Source organism: Streptomyces sp. NPDC042336 (assembly GCF_055581985.1).
Map to the genome: position 1 here is coordinate 305,480 of NZ_JBVJEA010000006.1, position 15,785 is coordinate 321,264.

Here is a 15,785-nt window from a genome sequence, read left to right on the forward strand (position 1 = left end):
GCTGGGTCGGTCCACGCGCGGGCGGTCACCGGGCGGGGCAGGTGGTGCTGCCCCGCCCGAACTGCCGTCCCGCACGGGGTCGTTCAGTAGCCCCTGACGTCGGGCCAGTGACGCTGTACGCCGTCGCGGTCGAGCACCTTGGCGAACTCCTCGAACCTCTTGTCCTCGGCCTGCACCTGGTGCGGCTCGACGTCCTCGGCGAGGCAGTGGGCGGCGAGGGCTCCGGCGACCTCGCCGACGTTCCACTCCACCGGGTGCAGCCGGTAGCAGCCGTTGGTGATGTGGGTGGTGCCCAGGTTCTTGCCGGCCGGCAGCAGGTTGCGCACCCGGCGCGGGACGAGCGCGCCGAGCGGGATCTCGAAGGGGACGGAGCCGATGTCGACGTAGCCGTCGCCGCCGGTGGAGGGGTGCAGGTCGATGCGGTAGTTGCCGACGCCCACGGAGTCGCGGTGGCGGGTGCGGCCGTAGGGTCCGAGCAGGTCGATGGAGACGTCGTGCTCGGTGACAGTGGTGACGGCCTTGATACGGCGGGACTCGCGGACGTAGGCCGCCTTGGCGAGGCCGTCGGCGGTGCCGGTCACGTCGGGGCGCGGCCGCAGCCCGGGGAAGCCGGTGCCGCCGTCGGTGCGGGGCGCCTCGGTCTGCAGCCAGTACAGCACCGACAGGGACAACTGCCGTGCCTCGCGCAGGGCTTCGGTCTCCTGGCCGATGTAGGGCTTCAGCCAGTAGTCGTTGAGCGGCCAGTTCACGAGGGTGATGTCGGAGTCGAAGGCGCCGTCGGTGTGCAGCTTGCGGGCGAGGATGCGGCGGAAACCCCACAGTTCCTTGTCGCCCGCGTCGGCGCTCTGGTCGGCGCTGACGGCGAGCGGGTCGAGGTCGGGGTTGGGTTCGAAGGTGCGCGGCACCGGCTCCAGGGTGCGCGGGTCGGGGGCCTCGAAGCCGAGCAGCGGTCCCGGCCAGAAGTCGGGCTTGTAGTCGCGCCAGAAGTCGTAGTCGGCGGGACGGTCGATGGTGTGGTCCTCACCCTCGTGGTGGGAGAGGGCGAAGCAGACGGTGATGCCCTGCTGGTTGCCCGGCTGGGCCTGGTCGGGGGCGTGCGGTTCGTCGAACTCGGCCCGCGACTCGGCGCCGTTGACGTGCTCGACGCCGGCGAGGTGGAGCAGTTCACCGGTCTCGGTGGCGTCCAGGACGTAGCGCGCGGGGACGGTGCGGCGGGTGCCGTCGCGGAGGTCCTCCAGGGTGACGGCGCGCACGACATCGTTGTCGGCCTCGGCGGCCACCGGCCGGTGCTCGGTGAGGACGGTGAGCCGTCCGGCCGCCCGGTGCGGGGCGAGCATGCCCTCCAGGACGGCGAGGGCGACGCGCGGCTCGTGGCAGAGCTTGCTGACCCGGCCGGCGCCCGGGTTGAGGTCGGTGAGGGCGGCGGCCTCGGCGCGCAGGGGGTACCACTGCCGGTAGTACTGGCGGATGCCCTCGCGCAGTCGCCGGTAGGTGGCGGTGGTGCCGAACTGTTCGACCCACGGGTGCTCGTCGGGCGGCACGGCCTGGCTGGTGAGCTGGCCGCCGATCCAGTCCGTCTCCTCGGTCAGGACGACGCTGCGGCCGGCCCGGCAGGCGGCGAGGGCCGCGGCGACGCCGCCGAGTCCGCCGCCGACGACGAGGATGTCGGGTTCCGGTATCACGCTGCTGCTCCTTAGGTGGTGCGGTCGGTGCTGTGGGCGGGGTGGGTTCAGAGGGCGGCCGGTGGGCCGGCGGTCGTGCCCGGCCTGAAGGCGCAGGCGACGAGGGTGCCCTCGGCGGGCTGTCCGGCGATGCGGGCGGCGAGCAGTCGTACGGCCTCGGCGCCCAGTGCGGGGCGCGGGATGTCGAAGCCCATCGGCGCCGGTTCGTCCGCGAGGTCGGCGGGCGGGCTGCCGAGCAGCGCGAGCGACACCTGGCCGGGGCAGTCCAGACCGGCCGCGTCGACGGCGGCGCGCAGGGCCCGCCAGGCCGCGCCGGTGTCGGTCTCCTCGGCGACGAAGGCGGTGACGCCGTCGGCCACCCAGGCGCGGACCCGGTCGGCGGTGAGGTCGGCGCGCGGGTCGCCGGAGCGGAACACGGCGTCGGGTCCGGCGGGCAGGCCGCCGGCCAGGAGCCCGTCCAGGAAGCCGCGTTCACGGTCGGTGGAGGCGGGGGCGTCGTCGTCCTCGCGGACGAGGAGGACGCGCCGGTGACCGAGCCCGGCGAGTGTGGTGACGACCTCGCGGCTGGCGCTGACGTAGTCGGCACCCACCCAGGCGAGGCCCGCCGGCTCGTCGCACCGGCCGACATGGACGACGGGGAAGTCGTCGGCGACCAGTCGGCGCAGTTCGTCGGCGGGAGCGTGGCGGCCCAGGAAGAGGCAGCCGTCCGCCAGCCGTACCCGGTTGAGCGCGCCGGCTCCCCCCGCGCCCGCGCCCCCGGTGCTCGACCCGGTGAACAGCACCAGGTCGTAGCCCTGCGCGGCGGCTTCCTGCTCGACGCCGACGAGGAACGGGTAGTACGAGTGCCGCACGTCGGTCGGGAAGGTCGCGGTGAAGCTGAAGACGCCGAGCAGGTTGTTGCGGGCGGCGGCGAGCCGGCTGGCGGCGGGGTCGGGGACGTAGCCGAGGCTGTGTGCGGCGTCCAGGACCTTCGCGCGGGTCTCCGCCGAGATCGGCCGGCCGGTCGCGATGTCCCGTCCGGACAGCACCAGGGACACCGTCGCCTGCGAGACACCGGCGAGCCTGGCCACCTCCGCCTGCCGGGGCCGGGCCCGCCGGCCGGCCGGCGCGGGGGTCCTCCCCGGCCTGGCCCGCCCTGCGGCTTCCTTCGCCACCACCGCTCCTCTCCGTCGAGTTAATGCGCATTACCTAATGCGCATTAACAAGCAATGTGAAGGACGGCGGGCGTCGGGTCAAGGGGTTGCGCCGAAGAAATGCAGGGTGGCGGCGGAAGAGACTCCCGCCGCCACCCTGCGTGCCGGATCAGATGCCGAACGGCGCCGCGTACCGGACGGTGCCGGCGGGCAGCGGGTGGGCCGCGTCCAGGGTGAGGGCCATCAGCGCCTCGTCCGGGACGTCGATGCTCAGCCCGATGCCGTAGGCGCAGGCCCGGCCGAAGCCGAACCGGGGGTAGTACTCGGGGTGTCCGAGGACGACGACGTGGCGTTCGCCGAGACGCCCGGCGGCGGCGAGCGCGGCGCGGACGGCGGCCGTACCGGCGCCGCTCCTCTGGTGCTCGGGCCGGACGGCGACGGGTGCCAGGCACAGCGCGGGGCTGTCCCCGATGTGGCAGCGGGTCAGCAGGGCGTGGCCGGCCGGGCGGTCGGCGTCGTCGACCGCGACGAGGGACAGGCCCTCGATCCAGGCCCCGGGGTCGGCGCGCAGCGCGTCGACGAGGGCGGCCTCTTCCGGCGTGGGGAAGGCGGCGCGGACGATGTCGCGGATGACGGGGACGTCGGCGCCGGTCTCGGCGCGGGTGTTCCAGGAATTCCGGGAAGGGGACATGACGGGATGGAAGTCCGTTTCTGGTGTGCGTTCGTGGGAGGCGGGGTCAGGCCGCCGCTCGGGACGCGAGGGAGATCCGGGCGTCGCGAAGGACGGCGTCGAGCACGGTCATCAACCTCACCTCCCTTTCCTCCCGCTCCCCTGGAGCACGATCGAACGCGAACGGCGGCCACTCTACCCGTGGGAAGGTGGGCGTCGGAAGGCGTCACCCCGGTTCCACGCGGACCGTGACCAATCCGCGGGCCGTGACCAATCCGCGGACCGCGGCATGGCCCGCTGGGCGCTGGCCGCCTGTCTGGCCGCGGCGGCGGGCCTCGGCGGCACGGCGGTGTGGCAGTACGAACGCGCGCAGGACGCCGGGCAGCGGGCCGCGCAGGCCGAGCAGCGGGCCGAGACCCTCGCCGGGGTGCTGGCGGCGCCGGACGCCGAGTCCCGTACGGCGCGGCTGGCCGGCGGGGCGAGCGGGACGCTGGTCGTCTCCGAACGCCGGGACCGGGCGGTCTTCCTCGCCTCGGGGCTGGCCGAACCGCCGTGGGGCAAGGTGTACCAGCTCTGGTTCGACGACCACGGCACGATGCGCTCGGCGGGCCTGATGGAGACCGGCGGCACGAGTCGGGCGGTGCTGATGGAGGGCGCCGTCGACGGTGCGACGGGCGTGGGCATCATGGTCGAACCGGCGGGCGGCTCGAAGCAGCCGACCTCCGACCCGATCGCGCTGCTGGGCATGCCGGCCTGACGGGGTGGGGCCGCGTACTCGGCCCGTCCCGGGCGGTCCGCCGTGTGCCGCTCAAAGAGTCGCTTCCCGCTGCCGCCGACAGGCAGGTAGCCGGGCGTGCCCGACGGCCTCCAAGGCCGTCCCCACCGCCCGCACGACCGTTCCGGCCCAGGCCGGGACCGGCAGGGCCCCGGACCCGTACGTGGCGGCCGGGCGGGGCGGTGCACCCCGACCGGGTCCTTTCCCGAGCCGGTGCGGGAACCCGGCTGCTAGGCTGGTGGAGACGTTGATCGTGCAGCGAGGGAGTCGCGGACATGGTGGGTGACGACGACATCTCCGGGTGAGACCCGGTTCCGGTAGGCCGCAGCGGGCGTGTTCGAGCGCCGTCGCAGTGGCCCCGTCGTCGTTCCCTTCTCCCTGTCCTCCTCCCGGGCAGAGGTCTGATCTCTGCCCCTCACCGCCACGAGGTCGTCTCCATGTCCGACGCCGCTGTCCGCTGTTCCCACCTGTCCTTCTCCTGGCCCGACGACACCCCCGTCTTCCAGGATCTGTCCTTCACCGTGGGCGTGGGCCGTACCGGCCTGGTGGCCCCCAACGGTTCCGGCAAGTCCACCCTGCTCAAGCTGATCGCCGGTGAGCTGCGGCCCACCGGCGGTTCCGTGGCGGTGTCCGGCGTCCTCGGCCACCTGCCGCAGGCCCTCCCCCTGACGGGAGGCCTCACCGTGGCCGAGGTACTCGGCGTCGACGCCGTGATCCGGGCCATCGACGCCGTGGAGTCCGGTGACGTGGCCGAGGAGCACTTCGCCACCATCGGTGACGACTGGGACGTCGAGGAGCGCACCCGCGCCCAGCTCGACCGTCTGGGGCTCGGCACGCTCGCCCTGGACCGGCGGCTGAGCACGCTGAGCGGTGGCCAGATCGTCTCCCTCGGGCTCGCCGCCCAACTGCTGAAGCGGCCCGACGTGCTCCTTCTCGACGAGCCCACCAACAACCTCGACGCGGACGCCCGCGGCAGGCTCCACGACGTGCTGATGGACTACAACGGCTGCCTGCTGCTGGTCAGCCACGACCGGGAGCTGCTCGACCGCATGGAGCGCATCGCCGAACTCGACGGTGGTGAACTGCGCTTCTACGGCGGCAACTTCACCGAGTACGAGGAAGCCGTCCGCGCCGAGCAGGAAGTCGCCGAGAAGAACGTCCGCAACGCGGAGCAGGAGCTGAAGCGGGAGAAGCGGGAGTTGCAGCAGGCCCGCGAGCGCGCCGACCGCCGGGCGAGCAACGCCGCCCGCAACCTCAAGAACGCCGGCCTTCCCCGGATCTTCGCGGGCACCATGAAGCGCGGGGCCCAGGAGTCCGCCGGCCGGGCGGGCCAGACCCATGCCCACCGGGTCGGTGAGGCGAAGGCGCGGCTGGACGAGGCGGAGCGGTCACTGCGCGAGGAGCAGAGCCTCACGCTGGACCTGCCGGAGACCCGGGTGCCCGCCGGACGCACCCTCTTCCTCGGTGAGCGGCTGCGGATCCGGCTCGGTGACAAGAACGTCTTCGGGGACCGGGGCGTCGACCTGACGGTCCGCGGCCCCGAGCGGATCGCGCTGACGGGAGCCAACGGCACGGGCAAGAGCACGCTGCTGCGCCTGGTCGACGGCGGCCTGGTGCCGGAGGACGGCGAGATCAGGCAGGCCGACGGGCGCGTCGCGTACCTTTCCCAGCGGCTGGACCTGCTGGACGACGAGCGCACCGTCGCGGAGAACTTCGCCGCCTGGGCCCCGGACCGGCCGGAGGCCGAGCGGATGAACCTCCTCGCCCGCTTCCTCTTCCGGGGCGCCCGCGCCCAGCTGCCCGTCGGGGTGCTCTCCGGTGGCGAGCGGCTGCGGGCCACGCTGGCCTGCGTCCTGTGCGCGGAACCGGCCCCGCACCTGCTGCTCCTGGACGAGCCGACGAACAACCTGGACCTCGTCAGTGTGGGCCAGTTGGAGAGCGCCCTGAACTCCTACCGGGGAGCCTTCGTGGTCGTCAGTCACGACCGGCGGTTCCTGCGGGGGATCGGCGTCGACCGCTGGCTGCGGCTGGCCGGCGGCGAGCTGACCGAGACGGGGGCGCCCGACGAGTAGGCCGTCCGCCGACGGCGGCGGGGTGCACCTTCAGGGTGCCGTGGTGTCCGTTTGCGGTCGGAGGGTGCGGGGCGGCAGGCTGCCGGTGTGGCCACTTTGCTGATCGTGCATCACACGCCGTCGCCGAACTGCCGGGCGATGCTGGAATCCGTCGTGTCCGGGGCGAGCGCCCCCGAGATCGAAGGGGTGCGGGTGGTCCGGCGGGCGGCGCTGGCGGCCACGGCCGTCGACGTGCTGGAGGCCGACGGGTACCTGCTGGGCACCCCGGCCAACCTGGGGTACATGTCCGGTGCGCTCAAGCACTTCTTCGACCAGGTCTACTACCCCTGCCTCGACGAGACGCGCGGCCGCCCCTTCGGCTACTACGTGCACGGGGGCAGCGACACCACGGGCGCGGTGCGCGGCATCGAGTCGGTCACCACCGGGCTCGGCTGGCAGCGTGCGGCGCCCTCGGTGAACGTGACCGGTGAGCCCGGCAAGGCCGACCTGGAGGCCTGCTGGGAGCTGGGGGCCACGCTCGCCGCCGGCCTGATGGACGGCTGACCTTCTCCCGGGCACGTCTCGGCCCGGTGGCCCCTCGGACGGACCCTAGCCCGGCAGTGTGCCCAGGAAGCGCACGTGCGGGCGGTCGTCCGGGCCGGCGCGGGTGATCCGGGCGTCGACCCGGTAGACCTTCGCGACCAGGTCCTTTGTCAGGACCTCCGCCGGTTCGCCGCAGGCCACGACTCTCCCCTGGGAGAGGACGACGAGGTGGTCGCAGTACATCGCGGCGAGGTTGAGGTCGTGGAGGGCGACCACGCTGGTGACGGGCAGGGCGGCGACGAGGGCCAGCACGTCCAGCTGGTGCTGGATGTCGAGGTGGTTGGTCGGTTCGTCGAGCAGGAGTTCACGCGGCTGTTGGGCGAGGGCGCGGGCGATCTGGACGCGTTGGCGCTCACCTCCGGAGAGCGTGTGCCACAGCCGGTCGGCCCGACCGGTCAGACCGGTGCGCTCCAGGGCGTCGCTGACCGCCTCCTCGTCGGCCGCCGAGGCGGGCGTCCAGGCGCGGCGGTGCGGGATGCGGCCGAGCCGGACGACGTCCCGGACCGTCAGTTCCACCTGGGTGTCCGTCTGCTGTTCGACCAAGGCCACGCGCCGGGCGACGTCCCGGCGGCTCACCCGGTCCAGGGGGCGCCCGTCGAGGGTGACGCGGCCCGAGGCCGGGGCGAGCACCCCGGCCAGCAGCCGCAACAGGGTGGACTTGCCGGAGCCGTTGGGGCCGAGCAGGCCCGTCATGGCACCGGCCCGAGGGCTCAGGTCGACGCCGTCCAGGATCAGCCGGCCGCCCGCGGTGCGGGAGACCCGCTCGGCGTTCAGGGTCACCGTGCCCTCCCGGTGCGGTACAGCACCAGCACGAAGGCCGGCACGCCGATCAGCGAGGTCACCACGCCCACCGGAACCTCCTGCGGTTCGAGGACGGTACGGGCCAGGGTGTCGACCCACACCAGGAAAACGGCGCCGGCGAGCGCGCAGACGGGCAGCAGCCGGGCGTGTCCGGGTCCGGTGAGCGCCCGTACCGCGTGCGGCAGCACCAGGCCGACGAAGCCGATCGCGCCGGCCGAGGCGACCAGGGCGGCGGTGAGCAGGGCGGTGGCGCACAGCAGCACCAGCCGGGTCCGGGTCACGTGGACGCCGAGCGCGGCCGCCGCGTCCTGACCGAAGGCGAAGGCGTCCAGCGTCCTGGCGTGACCGAGACACACGGCCAGGACCAGCGACAGGACCGCCGCACCGGCACCTACGTCGCTCCAGCCCGCGCCGCCGAGCGAGCCGAGCAGCCAGAACAGCACACCGCGGGTGGTCTCGGCGTCGGCCGCGGTCATCACCACGAAGGAGGTGAGCGCGGAGAACAGCTGCATCGCCGCCACGCCCGCGAGCACCACCCGGTCCGTGCCGCCGCCGAGGCTGTGACTGAGCAGCATCACCAGCGCGAAGGAGCAGACCGCCCCGATGAACGCCCCGCCGGGGACGGAGAGCGCGCCGCCTCCCACGCCGAGCACGACGACCAGGACGGCGCCGGTCGAGGCGCCGGAGGAGACGCCGAGCACGAAGGGGTCGGCGAGCGGGTTGCGCAGCAGCGACTGGAGCACGGCCCCGCACACGGCGAGTCCCGCACCGCACACCGCCGCGAGGAGGGTGCGGGGCAGCCGCAGGTCCCAGACGATGCCGTCGCGGATCGGCGTCACGTCCCCGGCGCCGGTGCCGGCACCGAGGTGGGCGGCGATCACGGACCACACGTCGGCGACGCCGATGTCCGCCGGGCCGATGGTGACGGCTACGGCCACGGAGGCGCACAGGGCGACGGTCCCGGCCGCCGTCCACACCAGGGGCGCGCGGCGGGGCGCGCGTATGCCGGGGACGGACGCCGAGCCCGAGGCGGCCCGGCTCGCGGACGTCACTTGGCGAGCCCGAACTCGCGCAGGGCCGCCGCCACCTGTTCCACGCCCTCGACGGTTCGGATGGTGGGGTTCATGGCCTGCCCGCTGAGCAGTACGTAGCGCTTCTCTCGGACGGCGGTCATGTTCCTGGTCACGGGGTTGGACTCCAGGAACTCGATCTTCTTCGCGGCCGTCTCGGCCGTCTGGGACTTGCGCGTGAGGTCGCCGAGGACCAGGACGTCGGGGTCCCGGTCGGCGACGGTCTCCCAGCCCGCCTGGGGCCACTCCTCGTGGGTGTCGTCCATGGCGTTCCGGGCGCCGACCGCGCGGGTGATGACGCCGGGGGCGCCGCAGCAGCCCGCCAGGTACGGGGAGGTGGAGTTGGCGAACCAGTACATGAGGGTGACACCGGAGGCGTCGATGCCGGACGTCGCCGTGCCAACCCGGGACCTGAGGTCGGCGACGAGCTTCTCGCCGCGCTGTTCGACACCGAAGAGGCTGGCGAGGTCGCGGACTTCGCCGTAGACCGTGTCCAGGGTGAGGGGCTGGTCCCGGACACCGTCGCCGTCGCCGCCGTTGTCCTTGCCGACGCAGTCGGACGGGGACAGGTAGGCCGGCACCCCGAGTTGGGTGAACCGCTCGCGGGTGGCCACGCCGCCGGTGCCGAGCGTGGAGGCGAAGGAGGCGGCGACGAAGTCGGGTTCGGCGTCCAGGACCGTCTCGAAGGACGGCATGTCGTCGGCGAGCCGGGGGACGCCGGCGTTCGCCTTCTCCAGTCCCTTCATGACCGGATCGGTCCAGGTGGCGGTGCCCGCCATGCGGTCGGCGAGGCCGAGCGCGAGCAGGATCTCCGTGGTGCCCTGGTTGAGGGAGACCGCCCGGCGCGGCGGCGCGTCGACCCGGACGTCGCGCCCGCAGTCACGGACGGTGCGCGGGTAACCGGCCGGGGCGGCCGCGTCGTCGGTGGCCGCGCCGGACCCGCAGCCGGAGACCAGCAGGGCACCGGACAGGAGCAGGGCGGGACCGCGCAGGGCGCGGTGGGAAGGGAGGAGTCGTCGGGAGCCGACGGGGCGTGCTGCGGGCAAGGGAGGATCCTCTGGCGTCGAGGGCTCATGCGCGAAGCCCGTCCGTACGATGCGGCCCGCGCCGCACGCGGCACGGGTGCCAGCAGGTCTTCGGACTCGGGATCGACCGGACGGGACGCCTTCCCGGACGGCGTACGCCGCCCAGTGGCCCGTGTCCCGCCCGTCCCCCTCACCGCTGCGCGTCAGCTCCGGATTCGCACCGGATTCCCTGACCCACCAGGTGGGTTCGACTGGCTTGCGCAAGCTACCACAGGGTCACCGCCCCGCCGGGGGGGGGCGGGCCGCTGCCCGGCCCGCTCCCCCGGCCTTCTTGGGCCGCCACACCCGTTCGCGCGCCTCAGCTCTTCGGCATGAGGACAGTGTCGATGATGTGGACGTCGGCGTTCGCGGTCTTCACGTTGCCGCAGACGACCTTGGCGGAGTGGTTGACCTTGTACGACTCGTCCGAGCCCGAGGTGGTCAGCCGGGACTTCCGCAGCGTGTCGAAGGTGCCGTTCTCCAGGTCCGCGGGCGCGAGCTTCTGGCCCACGACGTGGTAGGTCAGGATGCCGGTGAGCATCGCCTTGTCGTTCAGGACCTTGTCCAGGTCGGCCTTCGGGATCTTGGCGAAGGCGTCGTTGGTCGGCGCGAACACGGTGATGTTCTCGGCGTTGTTGAGCGTGTCGACCAGACCGGCCTTCTTCACCGCCGACACCGGCGTGGACAGGGCCGGGTTGTTCGAGGCGGCCGTGGCGACCGGGTCCTTGGCCATGCCGCCGAACGAACCGGCGCCCTCCTTCGGCACCGTGGAGCAGGCCGGGCCGAACGGCTCGTCGGTGTCCGCCGCGCCGCCGGAGCTGTCGGCCGACTGGTCGTCGCCCGTCGCCGGGGCCGAGGAGGCGGCCTGGGCGGAGTCCGAGGAGCCGCTGTCGCCGTCGTCGGAACAGGCGGCCAGGGACAGGGGCAGGACGGCGGCCGCGACGACGGCGACAGCGGAGTGGCGGATACGGGCGTTCATGGAGGATCTCCCTGAAAACGGGCAGCACGAGGCTGCGTCGGTACGGAGCAGTGGTCGCGGCAGTGGTGCTGAGTGGTAGTGGTGCTGAGCAGTGGTGCGGAGTCGAAGTGGTGTGCGGCGGGTCGCCGAGTGCGCGATGCCGTTACGCGGCGACCGGCCGACCCGGATCCGGGGTCAGCCGCCGGTTCGCTGTCTGCGTGGTCTCGGTTCTTCCCTCACACGGGGAATCCGGAGCGGGCCCCGTTCCGGATGGGTCACTCACCCGATCGAGTGAGGAAGTTCCGGCGGCACTTCTGTGACCTGCGCGTTTCCCCGCCGGCTCGCGTCAGGGAGTGAAGGGCGCTCAGAACGGCGTCGCGGCCCGCAGGATGAGGAACATCGTGACGGCGGCGTTCGCGGAGGACATCGCCGAGACTGCGGTTCCGGCGGCCGCCGCCCACGCGGCCAGACCCACCGAGGTGAACACCGGGGGCCAGGTGCGGACGGTGGGAGCGGGCCCCAGCAGGGCAGCCACCCGGCGCGGCACCGGGCCGGGCGCCGCGAGGCCGGCGAGGGTGGCGACGGGGGTGCCGCGGGAGACGAGGGCCGCCTTGCCGATCGCGGTCGCCACCGCGCGACGGTCACCGACCGCCCGTGCGGCCGCCTCGTCCGCCCACCGCTCCGCCGTGTAGGACACGGCCGTCCGCAGGGGGCGCAGGAACGGGTTGGCCAGCGCGGCGAGCCGGACGGCGAGGAGGAAGCGGTGGTGACCGGCGGCGAGGTGGGCGCGCTCATGGGCGAACAGGGCGCGCCGCTCGCCCGGTTCGAGGCAGTCGAGCAGGGCCGTGCTCACCACCACGCGGTCCCGGCGTCCCCCGGGCAGCGCGTACGCGTAGGGCACGTCGTCCGGCAGTACGGCCACCCCCGTGCCCGGCAGCCCGGCCAGTGCGCGGTGGGCGCGGCGGCGCACCCTGCCGTGCCGCCACAGGGCCCGTGCCGAGGCCGCGACCACGGCGCAGAGCGCGGGAATGGCCGCCTTGCCGACGACCTCGTCGTAGGGCACCGCCGCCCGCACCTCGGGGTCCGACCAGCCGTCGGGCAGCGGGTTGCCGGGCAGTTGCGCGGTGCCGACCACCATCACCAGGGCCAGGCACACGGTGCTGCACAGAGCCATCACGGCGGCGACGGCGGTGAGCAGCCTGGTCGCGGTCCGCGGGTGCAGGTGCTGCTCGGCGAGCCTGGCGATCGGCCACGCCGTCAGCGGCAGGACCAGCGGCAGGAAGACGAAGACCCCCATAACGGTGTCAGCCGTCCTCCGCGGCGCGCGCCTGTCCGAGCAGTTCGCGCAGCAGCCGCTCGTCGTCGGGGTCGAGGCCCGTGACGAAGCTGGCCAGAACCGCTTCCCGGTCGCTCTCCGCGTCCAGCACCTTGCGCATCTTCCGCGCGGCCAGGCCCGCCTGGTCCGAGGCGGGTGTCCAGGCGAAGGACCGGCCCGCGCGCTCACGGCTGACGGCGCCCTTCTCGAGGAGCCGGGTCAGGATCGTGATCACCGTGGTGTAGGCGAGGTCGCCGCCGAGGCGCTCCTGCACCCAGCCGGCCGTCGCGGGGCCGTCCGCCTCACGCAGCGCGGACAGCACCAGCCCTTCCAGCTCGCCCTGGCCCCGTCGCCGCGGACGCCGGTCATCCGTCACGGCCCGCCTCCTTCCGCCGCCGATCGTCTTCCGGAGCGACATCGTATAGAAGCCTTTCTTCTACAGTGCTGTAGATTGACAGCGGGTACCCGGAACGCAGCGAACACGACGAGGACGAAGGAGAACACCGTGGGAGTTTCCCTGGCCAAGGGCGGCAACGTCTCGCTCAGCAAGGAGGCGCCCGGCCTGACCGCCGTGCTGGTGGGTCTGGGCTGGGACGTGCGCACCACGACCGGCACCGACTACGACCTCGACGCGTCCGCGCTGCTCCTCGACGCGTCGGGCAAGGTGATCTCGGACGGGCACTTCGTCTTCTACAACAACCTCACCAGCCCGGACGGCTCGGTCGAGCACACCGGTGACAACCTCACCGGTGAGGGCGAGGGCGACGACGAAGCGGTCAAGGTGAACCTCGCCACGGTCCCGGCCGAGGTGGACCGGATCGTCTTCCCGGTGTCCATCCACGACGCGGAGAACCGCGGCCAGAGCTTCGGCCAGGTCCGCAACGCCTTCATCCGGGTCGTCAACCAGGCGAACAACCAGGAGCTCGCCCGCTACGACCTGTCCGAGGACGCCTCGACCGAGACCGCGATGGTCTTCGGCGAGCTGTACCGGCACGGCGCCGAGTGGAAGTTCCGGGCCGTCGGGCAGGGCTACGCCTCGGGCCTCGCCGGCATCGCCGCGGACTTCGGCGTCAACGTCTGACGCGCGTCCCGGTCCCGTGCCCCGGAACGGGCCCGGCGGACTCAGTGGTCCGTGGCGCAGCAGCCGGACCCGCCACCGGCGGCCGGGAAGGTGTCGAGCCGGCAGAAGCAGGACGCCTCGACCGGTACGTCCGCCAGCGCGGCGGCGAGCTTCAGCTGCTGCGCCACGATCCGCGCCTGGCCCGCCCTGCCCAGCCGCACCAGGCACTCGTGGAGCCCGTGCAGCGCCCAGACGTTGTTCGGGTGCTGGAGCGGGCGGGGCAGGGTGTCGTCCAGGCCCAGGTCGGCCCGGTAGACCGCCTCGGCCTCGGTGATCCGGCCCTGTTCCAGGAGCAGGGCGCCGTAGGCGTGCCGGGTGGGCTGCATCCACCCCCAGGGCTCGTCGTAGGGGAGGCTGTCGTCCAGCTCGATCGAGCGTTCCAGGGCGGCGAAGGCGGCGGCGTGGTCGCCCCTGCGGTACTCCAGTTCGCCGTCGAGCATGGCCGAGGCGATGGCGAGGATGTCGGCACAGGTGTTGTTGAACAGCGTCCGGGACTCCGGCACCCGGGCGACGGCCTCGCGGAACAGTTCGCGTTCTGTCTCCGCCTGCGCGATCCGGCCGGTGGCCGAGAGGGCGACGCCGCGGGCGTAGTGCAGCATCGCGGTCGTCACGCAGTACAGGCGGGGGTCGGCCGGCCGGGGCAGGGCGAGGATGTCCGCCCAGCGGCCGAAGCGGATCAGGACGTGCACCCGCATGGCCAGGAAGCCCTCGAGCCAGTCGGCCATCGGCGGGCTCTCCACCCGCAGCAGTTCCTCGGGAACGGACGCCTCCAGGCGAGCCGCGGTGTCGAGGGCGACCCGGTACTGCCCCAGGAACATCGCCCCGTAGATCCTGAAGTGGTGGTTGTGCGCGCGGTAGAGGGTGTAGAAGTTCATCGCCCCCGACCGAGCGCGGTACTTCTCGTCGGCGGCGATCGCGGCCTCGTTGTCCGACACCACGCGGCGGTAGTCGCCGCACAGCACTTCGAGGTGCGACGGCATGTGCAGGAGATGTCCCGCGTCCGGGACCAGGCCGCGCAGCCGGTCGGCGACCGTGAGGGCCGCCTCGGGGGTGGGCGACATCTCCATCAGGTGGATGCAGAGGTGCAGTACGCCGGGGTGGTCGCGGCCTCCGTCGGCGGCCAGGGCCCGGTCCAGCACCTCCTTCGCCGCCAGGGTGCGCGCGCCCTCGGCGGGCAGCCCGGTGCGCAGGTCCCACAGCCGCCAGGGCGTCAGGTTCATCAGGGCGTCCGCGTAGAGGGTGGCCACGTCCAGGTCGTCGGGGGCCAGTTCGTACACGGCGCGCATGCTGTCGGCGTACGGCGCGTTCCACACCGAGCAGTCCTCGACGGCGCTCGCCTGCGGGTAGCGGGCGCGCAGGGCGCCGATCAGGGCCCGCTCGACCGGAGTGGCCCGGCCCGCCAGGCCGTGGGCGCGTTCGACGGCGGCGTGGGTGCGGTCGACGGTCCGGGTCAGCTCCTCGCTGTCGAAGGCATCCCAGGGCTTGTTGTAGTTGGGGCCGAGCGCGTGGGCGATGCCCCAGTGGGCCATGGCGCAGTCCGGGTCGGCCGCGGCGGCGGTCTCGAAGCACGCGACGGCCTCCTCGTGATGGAAGGCGTACGTCCACACCAACCCGCGGTCGAACCACCGCTGGGCCTCGGGCGACGAGGTCGTCACGGGGCGCCCGTGGCCACCCAGGTCGTAGTAGTCCATGAGGGGACGTATACCGCACCCGGGAGCGGACACGGGGCGGTTCGGGGGCACCGGTCGCACGACCGGTGCCCCCGCCGGGTGCGGCGCACCCGGCGGGGATGTGGGGGGAGTGACGCGGGTCAGCCGAACTCGACGTCGCTGCACAGGAAGTACGTCTGGTCCATGTGCGACGCCTGCCAGATCGTGTAGACGACGTGCCGGCCGCTCAGTCCCGAGGTGCTCACCGGGATCTCGTAGTTCTGGCTGGGCCCGTAGCTACCCGTGCGCGCGACCTGCTGGAGGTCTCCCCAGGTCAGGGCCTGCGTGGCGGGGTCGAAGCCCTGCTTGGTGACGTAGACCAGGAAGTAGTCGGCGCCGTGGCTGGCCTGGTCGTAGAGCTTGACGGTGAAGTCGTCGGTGACGTCGGTGGTCTGCCACGCGCCCACGGCGTCGAGGGAGTTGTAGCGTCCGCTCTCGGTCCGGCCGCCGCTGCACAGCTGGCCGTCGGGGACGACCGCCTGGAAGTCACCGGCCGAGCCGTTGCGGTACAGGCCGTTCCAGTTCCACATGGCGTTGGGGTTGTCCTGCCACGCCTGCCAGCACATGGGGTCCTCGTCGGCCATGGCCGGGTTCTGGAAGTCGTCGCCCCAGCGTTCCCAGCAGCCGTAGTTGCGGGAGGCGGGGTCGACGACCGAGCCGTGGGCGACAGCGGTGCCGCTCCAGGGGATCAGGGTGAGCAGGACCGCGGTCAGGGTGCTGAGGGCGAGGGTCGCCGCCCGGCGGGTCCTTCCGGATGACCTTTGATTGTTGTGATCATGACAAATCATGACGTCCTTCTCTCGCGTGGGGGGACTGCATGGAGCGGCGACATCG

Annotated in this window: 14 protein-coding genes, 1 pseudogene and 1 riboswitch; of the genes and pseudogenes, 4 read left to right on the plus strand and 11 right to left on the minus strand. The window is 73.1% G+C overall.

The window, feature by feature from the left end:
- Window positions 1-83 precede the first annotated feature (83 nt).
- The 3 genes from ACZ6IM_RS16205 to ACZ6IM_RS16215 form a co-directional block, all read right to left on the minus strand.
- Window positions 84-1,682 (minus strand): FAD-dependent oxidoreductase, encoded by a 1,599-nt coding sequence (locus tag ACZ6IM_RS16205; RefSeq protein WP_469557105.1) that lies wholly within the window; start codon window positions 1,680-1,682, stop codon window positions 84-86.
- Window positions 1,683-1,729: 47 nt separating this feature from the next.
- Window positions 1,730-2,839, minus strand: coding sequence for a LacI family DNA-binding transcriptional regulator (locus tag ACZ6IM_RS16210; RefSeq protein WP_469557106.1), 1,110 nt, complete (start codon window positions 2,837-2,839; stop codon window positions 1,730-1,732).
- A 145-nt stretch (window positions 2,840-2,984) separates the two neighbouring features.
- The gene (locus ACZ6IM_RS16215; protein ID WP_052841211.1) at window positions 2,985-3,506 is read right to left on the minus strand and encodes a GNAT family N-acetyltransferase; all 522 of its coding nucleotides are present in this window, start codon (window positions 3,504-3,506) and stop codon (window positions 2,985-2,987) included.
- Window positions 3,507-3,744: 238 nt separating this feature from the next.
- Here ACZ6IM_RS16215 and ACZ6IM_RS16220 point away from each other — a divergent pair.
- The 3 genes and pseudogenes from ACZ6IM_RS16220 to ACZ6IM_RS16230 form a co-directional block, all read left to right on the plus strand.
- Window positions 3,745-4,242 (plus strand): annotated as a pseudogene (locus tag ACZ6IM_RS16220) (anti-sigma factor); the annotation flags it as partial.
- A gap of 455 nt (window positions 4,243-4,697) precedes the next feature.
- The gene (locus tag ACZ6IM_RS16225; RefSeq protein WP_469557108.1) at window positions 4,698-6,332 is read left to right on the plus strand and encodes an ABC-F family ATP-binding cassette domain-containing protein; all 1,635 of its coding nucleotides are present in this window, start codon (window positions 4,698-4,700) and stop codon (window positions 6,330-6,332) included.
- Between the two features lie 87 nt (window positions 6,333-6,419).
- Window positions 6,420-6,875 (plus strand): flavodoxin family protein, encoded by a 456-nt coding sequence (locus ACZ6IM_RS16230; RefSeq protein ID WP_052841208.1) that lies wholly within the window; start codon window positions 6,420-6,422, stop codon window positions 6,873-6,875.
- 45 nt (window positions 6,876-6,920) lie between these two features.
- Here the strand turns inward: ACZ6IM_RS16230 and ACZ6IM_RS16235 are convergent, their stop codons facing one another.
- The 6 genes from ACZ6IM_RS16235 to ACZ6IM_RS16260 form a co-directional block, all read right to left on the minus strand.
- Window positions 6,921-7,694 carry an ABC transporter ATP-binding protein gene (locus tag ACZ6IM_RS16235; RefSeq protein WP_052841206.1) on the minus strand — a complete coding sequence of 258 codons (774 nt, stop codon included), beginning with the start codon at window positions 7,692-7,694 and terminating at the stop codon, window positions 6,921-6,923.
- On the minus strand, window positions 7,691-8,767 hold the full coding sequence (locus ACZ6IM_RS16240) for a FecCD family ABC transporter permease (RefSeq protein WP_052841205.1): 1,077 nt from the start codon (window positions 8,765-8,767) through the stop codon (window positions 7,691-7,693). The genes ACZ6IM_RS16235 and ACZ6IM_RS16240 overlap by 4 nt, the downstream gene beginning before the upstream one ends.
- Window positions 8,764-9,831 carry an ABC transporter substrate-binding protein gene (locus tag ACZ6IM_RS16245; protein ID WP_469557110.1) on the minus strand — a complete coding sequence of 356 codons (1,068 nt, stop codon included), beginning with the start codon at window positions 9,829-9,831 and terminating at the stop codon, window positions 8,764-8,766. Before ACZ6IM_RS16245 ends, ACZ6IM_RS16240 begins: the two co-directional genes overlap by 4 nt.
- 64 nt (window positions 9,832-9,895) lie before the next feature.
- Window positions 9,896-10,081: riboswitch (cobalamin riboswitch) on the minus strand.
- Between the two features lie 87 nt (window positions 10,082-10,168).
- Window positions 10,169-10,828: a fasciclin domain-containing protein gene (locus tag ACZ6IM_RS16250; protein ID WP_469557113.1), complete on the minus strand. Its 660-nt coding sequence runs from the start codon at window positions 10,826-10,828 to the stop codon at window positions 10,169-10,171.
- A 343-nt stretch (window positions 10,829-11,171) separates the two neighbouring features.
- Window positions 11,172-12,104 (minus strand): M56 family metallopeptidase, encoded by a 933-nt coding sequence (locus ACZ6IM_RS16255; protein ID WP_052841202.1) that lies wholly within the window; start codon window positions 12,102-12,104, stop codon window positions 11,172-11,174.
- A gap of 7 nt (window positions 12,105-12,111) precedes the next feature.
- On the minus strand, window positions 12,112-12,540 hold the full coding sequence (locus tag ACZ6IM_RS16260; protein ID WP_052841201.1) for a BlaI/MecI/CopY family transcriptional regulator: 429 nt from the start codon (window positions 12,538-12,540) through the stop codon (window positions 12,112-12,114).
- Between the two features lie 87 nt (window positions 12,541-12,627).
- Between ACZ6IM_RS16260 and ACZ6IM_RS16265 the strand changes: the two genes are divergently transcribed.
- Window positions 12,628-13,203, plus strand: coding sequence for a TerD family protein (locus tag ACZ6IM_RS16265; protein ID WP_052841200.1), 576 nt, complete (start codon window positions 12,628-12,630; stop codon window positions 13,201-13,203).
- Between the two features lie 41 nt (window positions 13,204-13,244).
- Here the strand turns inward: ACZ6IM_RS16265 and ACZ6IM_RS16270 are convergent, their stop codons facing one another.
- Both ACZ6IM_RS16270 and ACZ6IM_RS16275 read right to left on the minus strand, forming a co-directional pair.
- The gene (locus tag ACZ6IM_RS16270) at window positions 13,245-14,933 is read right to left on the minus strand and encodes a tetratricopeptide repeat protein (RefSeq protein ID WP_469557115.1); all 1,689 of its coding nucleotides are present in this window, start codon (window positions 14,931-14,933) and stop codon (window positions 13,245-13,247) included.
- Between the two features lie 119 nt (window positions 14,934-15,052).
- Entirely contained in the window at window positions 15,053-15,739 is a 687-nt protein-coding gene (locus ACZ6IM_RS16275; protein ID WP_469557117.1) for a lytic polysaccharide monooxygenase auxiliary activity family 9 protein, read from the minus strand.
- Window positions 15,740-15,785: the final 46 nt, after the last annotated feature.

Excerpts from the sequence above, each read along its gene's own strand:
- ACZ6IM_RS16215 (WP_052841211.1), bottom strand. The coding sequence starts at position 3,506 with ATGTCCCCTTCCCGGAATTCCTGGAACACCCGCGCCGAGACCGGCGCC.
- ACZ6IM_RS16225 (WP_469557108.1), top strand. The coding sequence starts at position 4,698 with ATGTCCGACGCCGCTGTCCGCTGTTCCCACCTGTCCTTCTCCTGGCCC.
- ACZ6IM_RS16250 (WP_469557113.1), bottom strand. The coding sequence starts at position 10,828 with ATGAACGCCCGTATCCGCCACTCCGCTGTCGCCGTCGTCGCGGCCGCC.
- ACZ6IM_RS16255 (WP_052841202.1), bottom strand. The coding sequence starts at position 12,104 with ATGGGGGTCTTCGTCTTCCTGCCGCTGGTCCTGCCGCTGACGGCGTGG.
- ACZ6IM_RS16260 (WP_052841201.1), bottom strand. The coding sequence starts at position 12,540 with ATGTCGCTCCGGAAGACGATCGGCGGCGGAAGGAGGCGGGCCGTGACG.
- ACZ6IM_RS16270 (WP_469557115.1), bottom strand. The coding sequence starts at position 14,933 with ATGGACTACTACGACCTGGGTGGCCACGGGCGCCCCGTGACGACCTCG.
- ACZ6IM_RS16275 (WP_469557117.1), bottom strand. The coding sequence starts at position 15,739 with ATGATTTGTCATGATCACAACAATCAAAGGTCATCCGGAAGGACCCGC.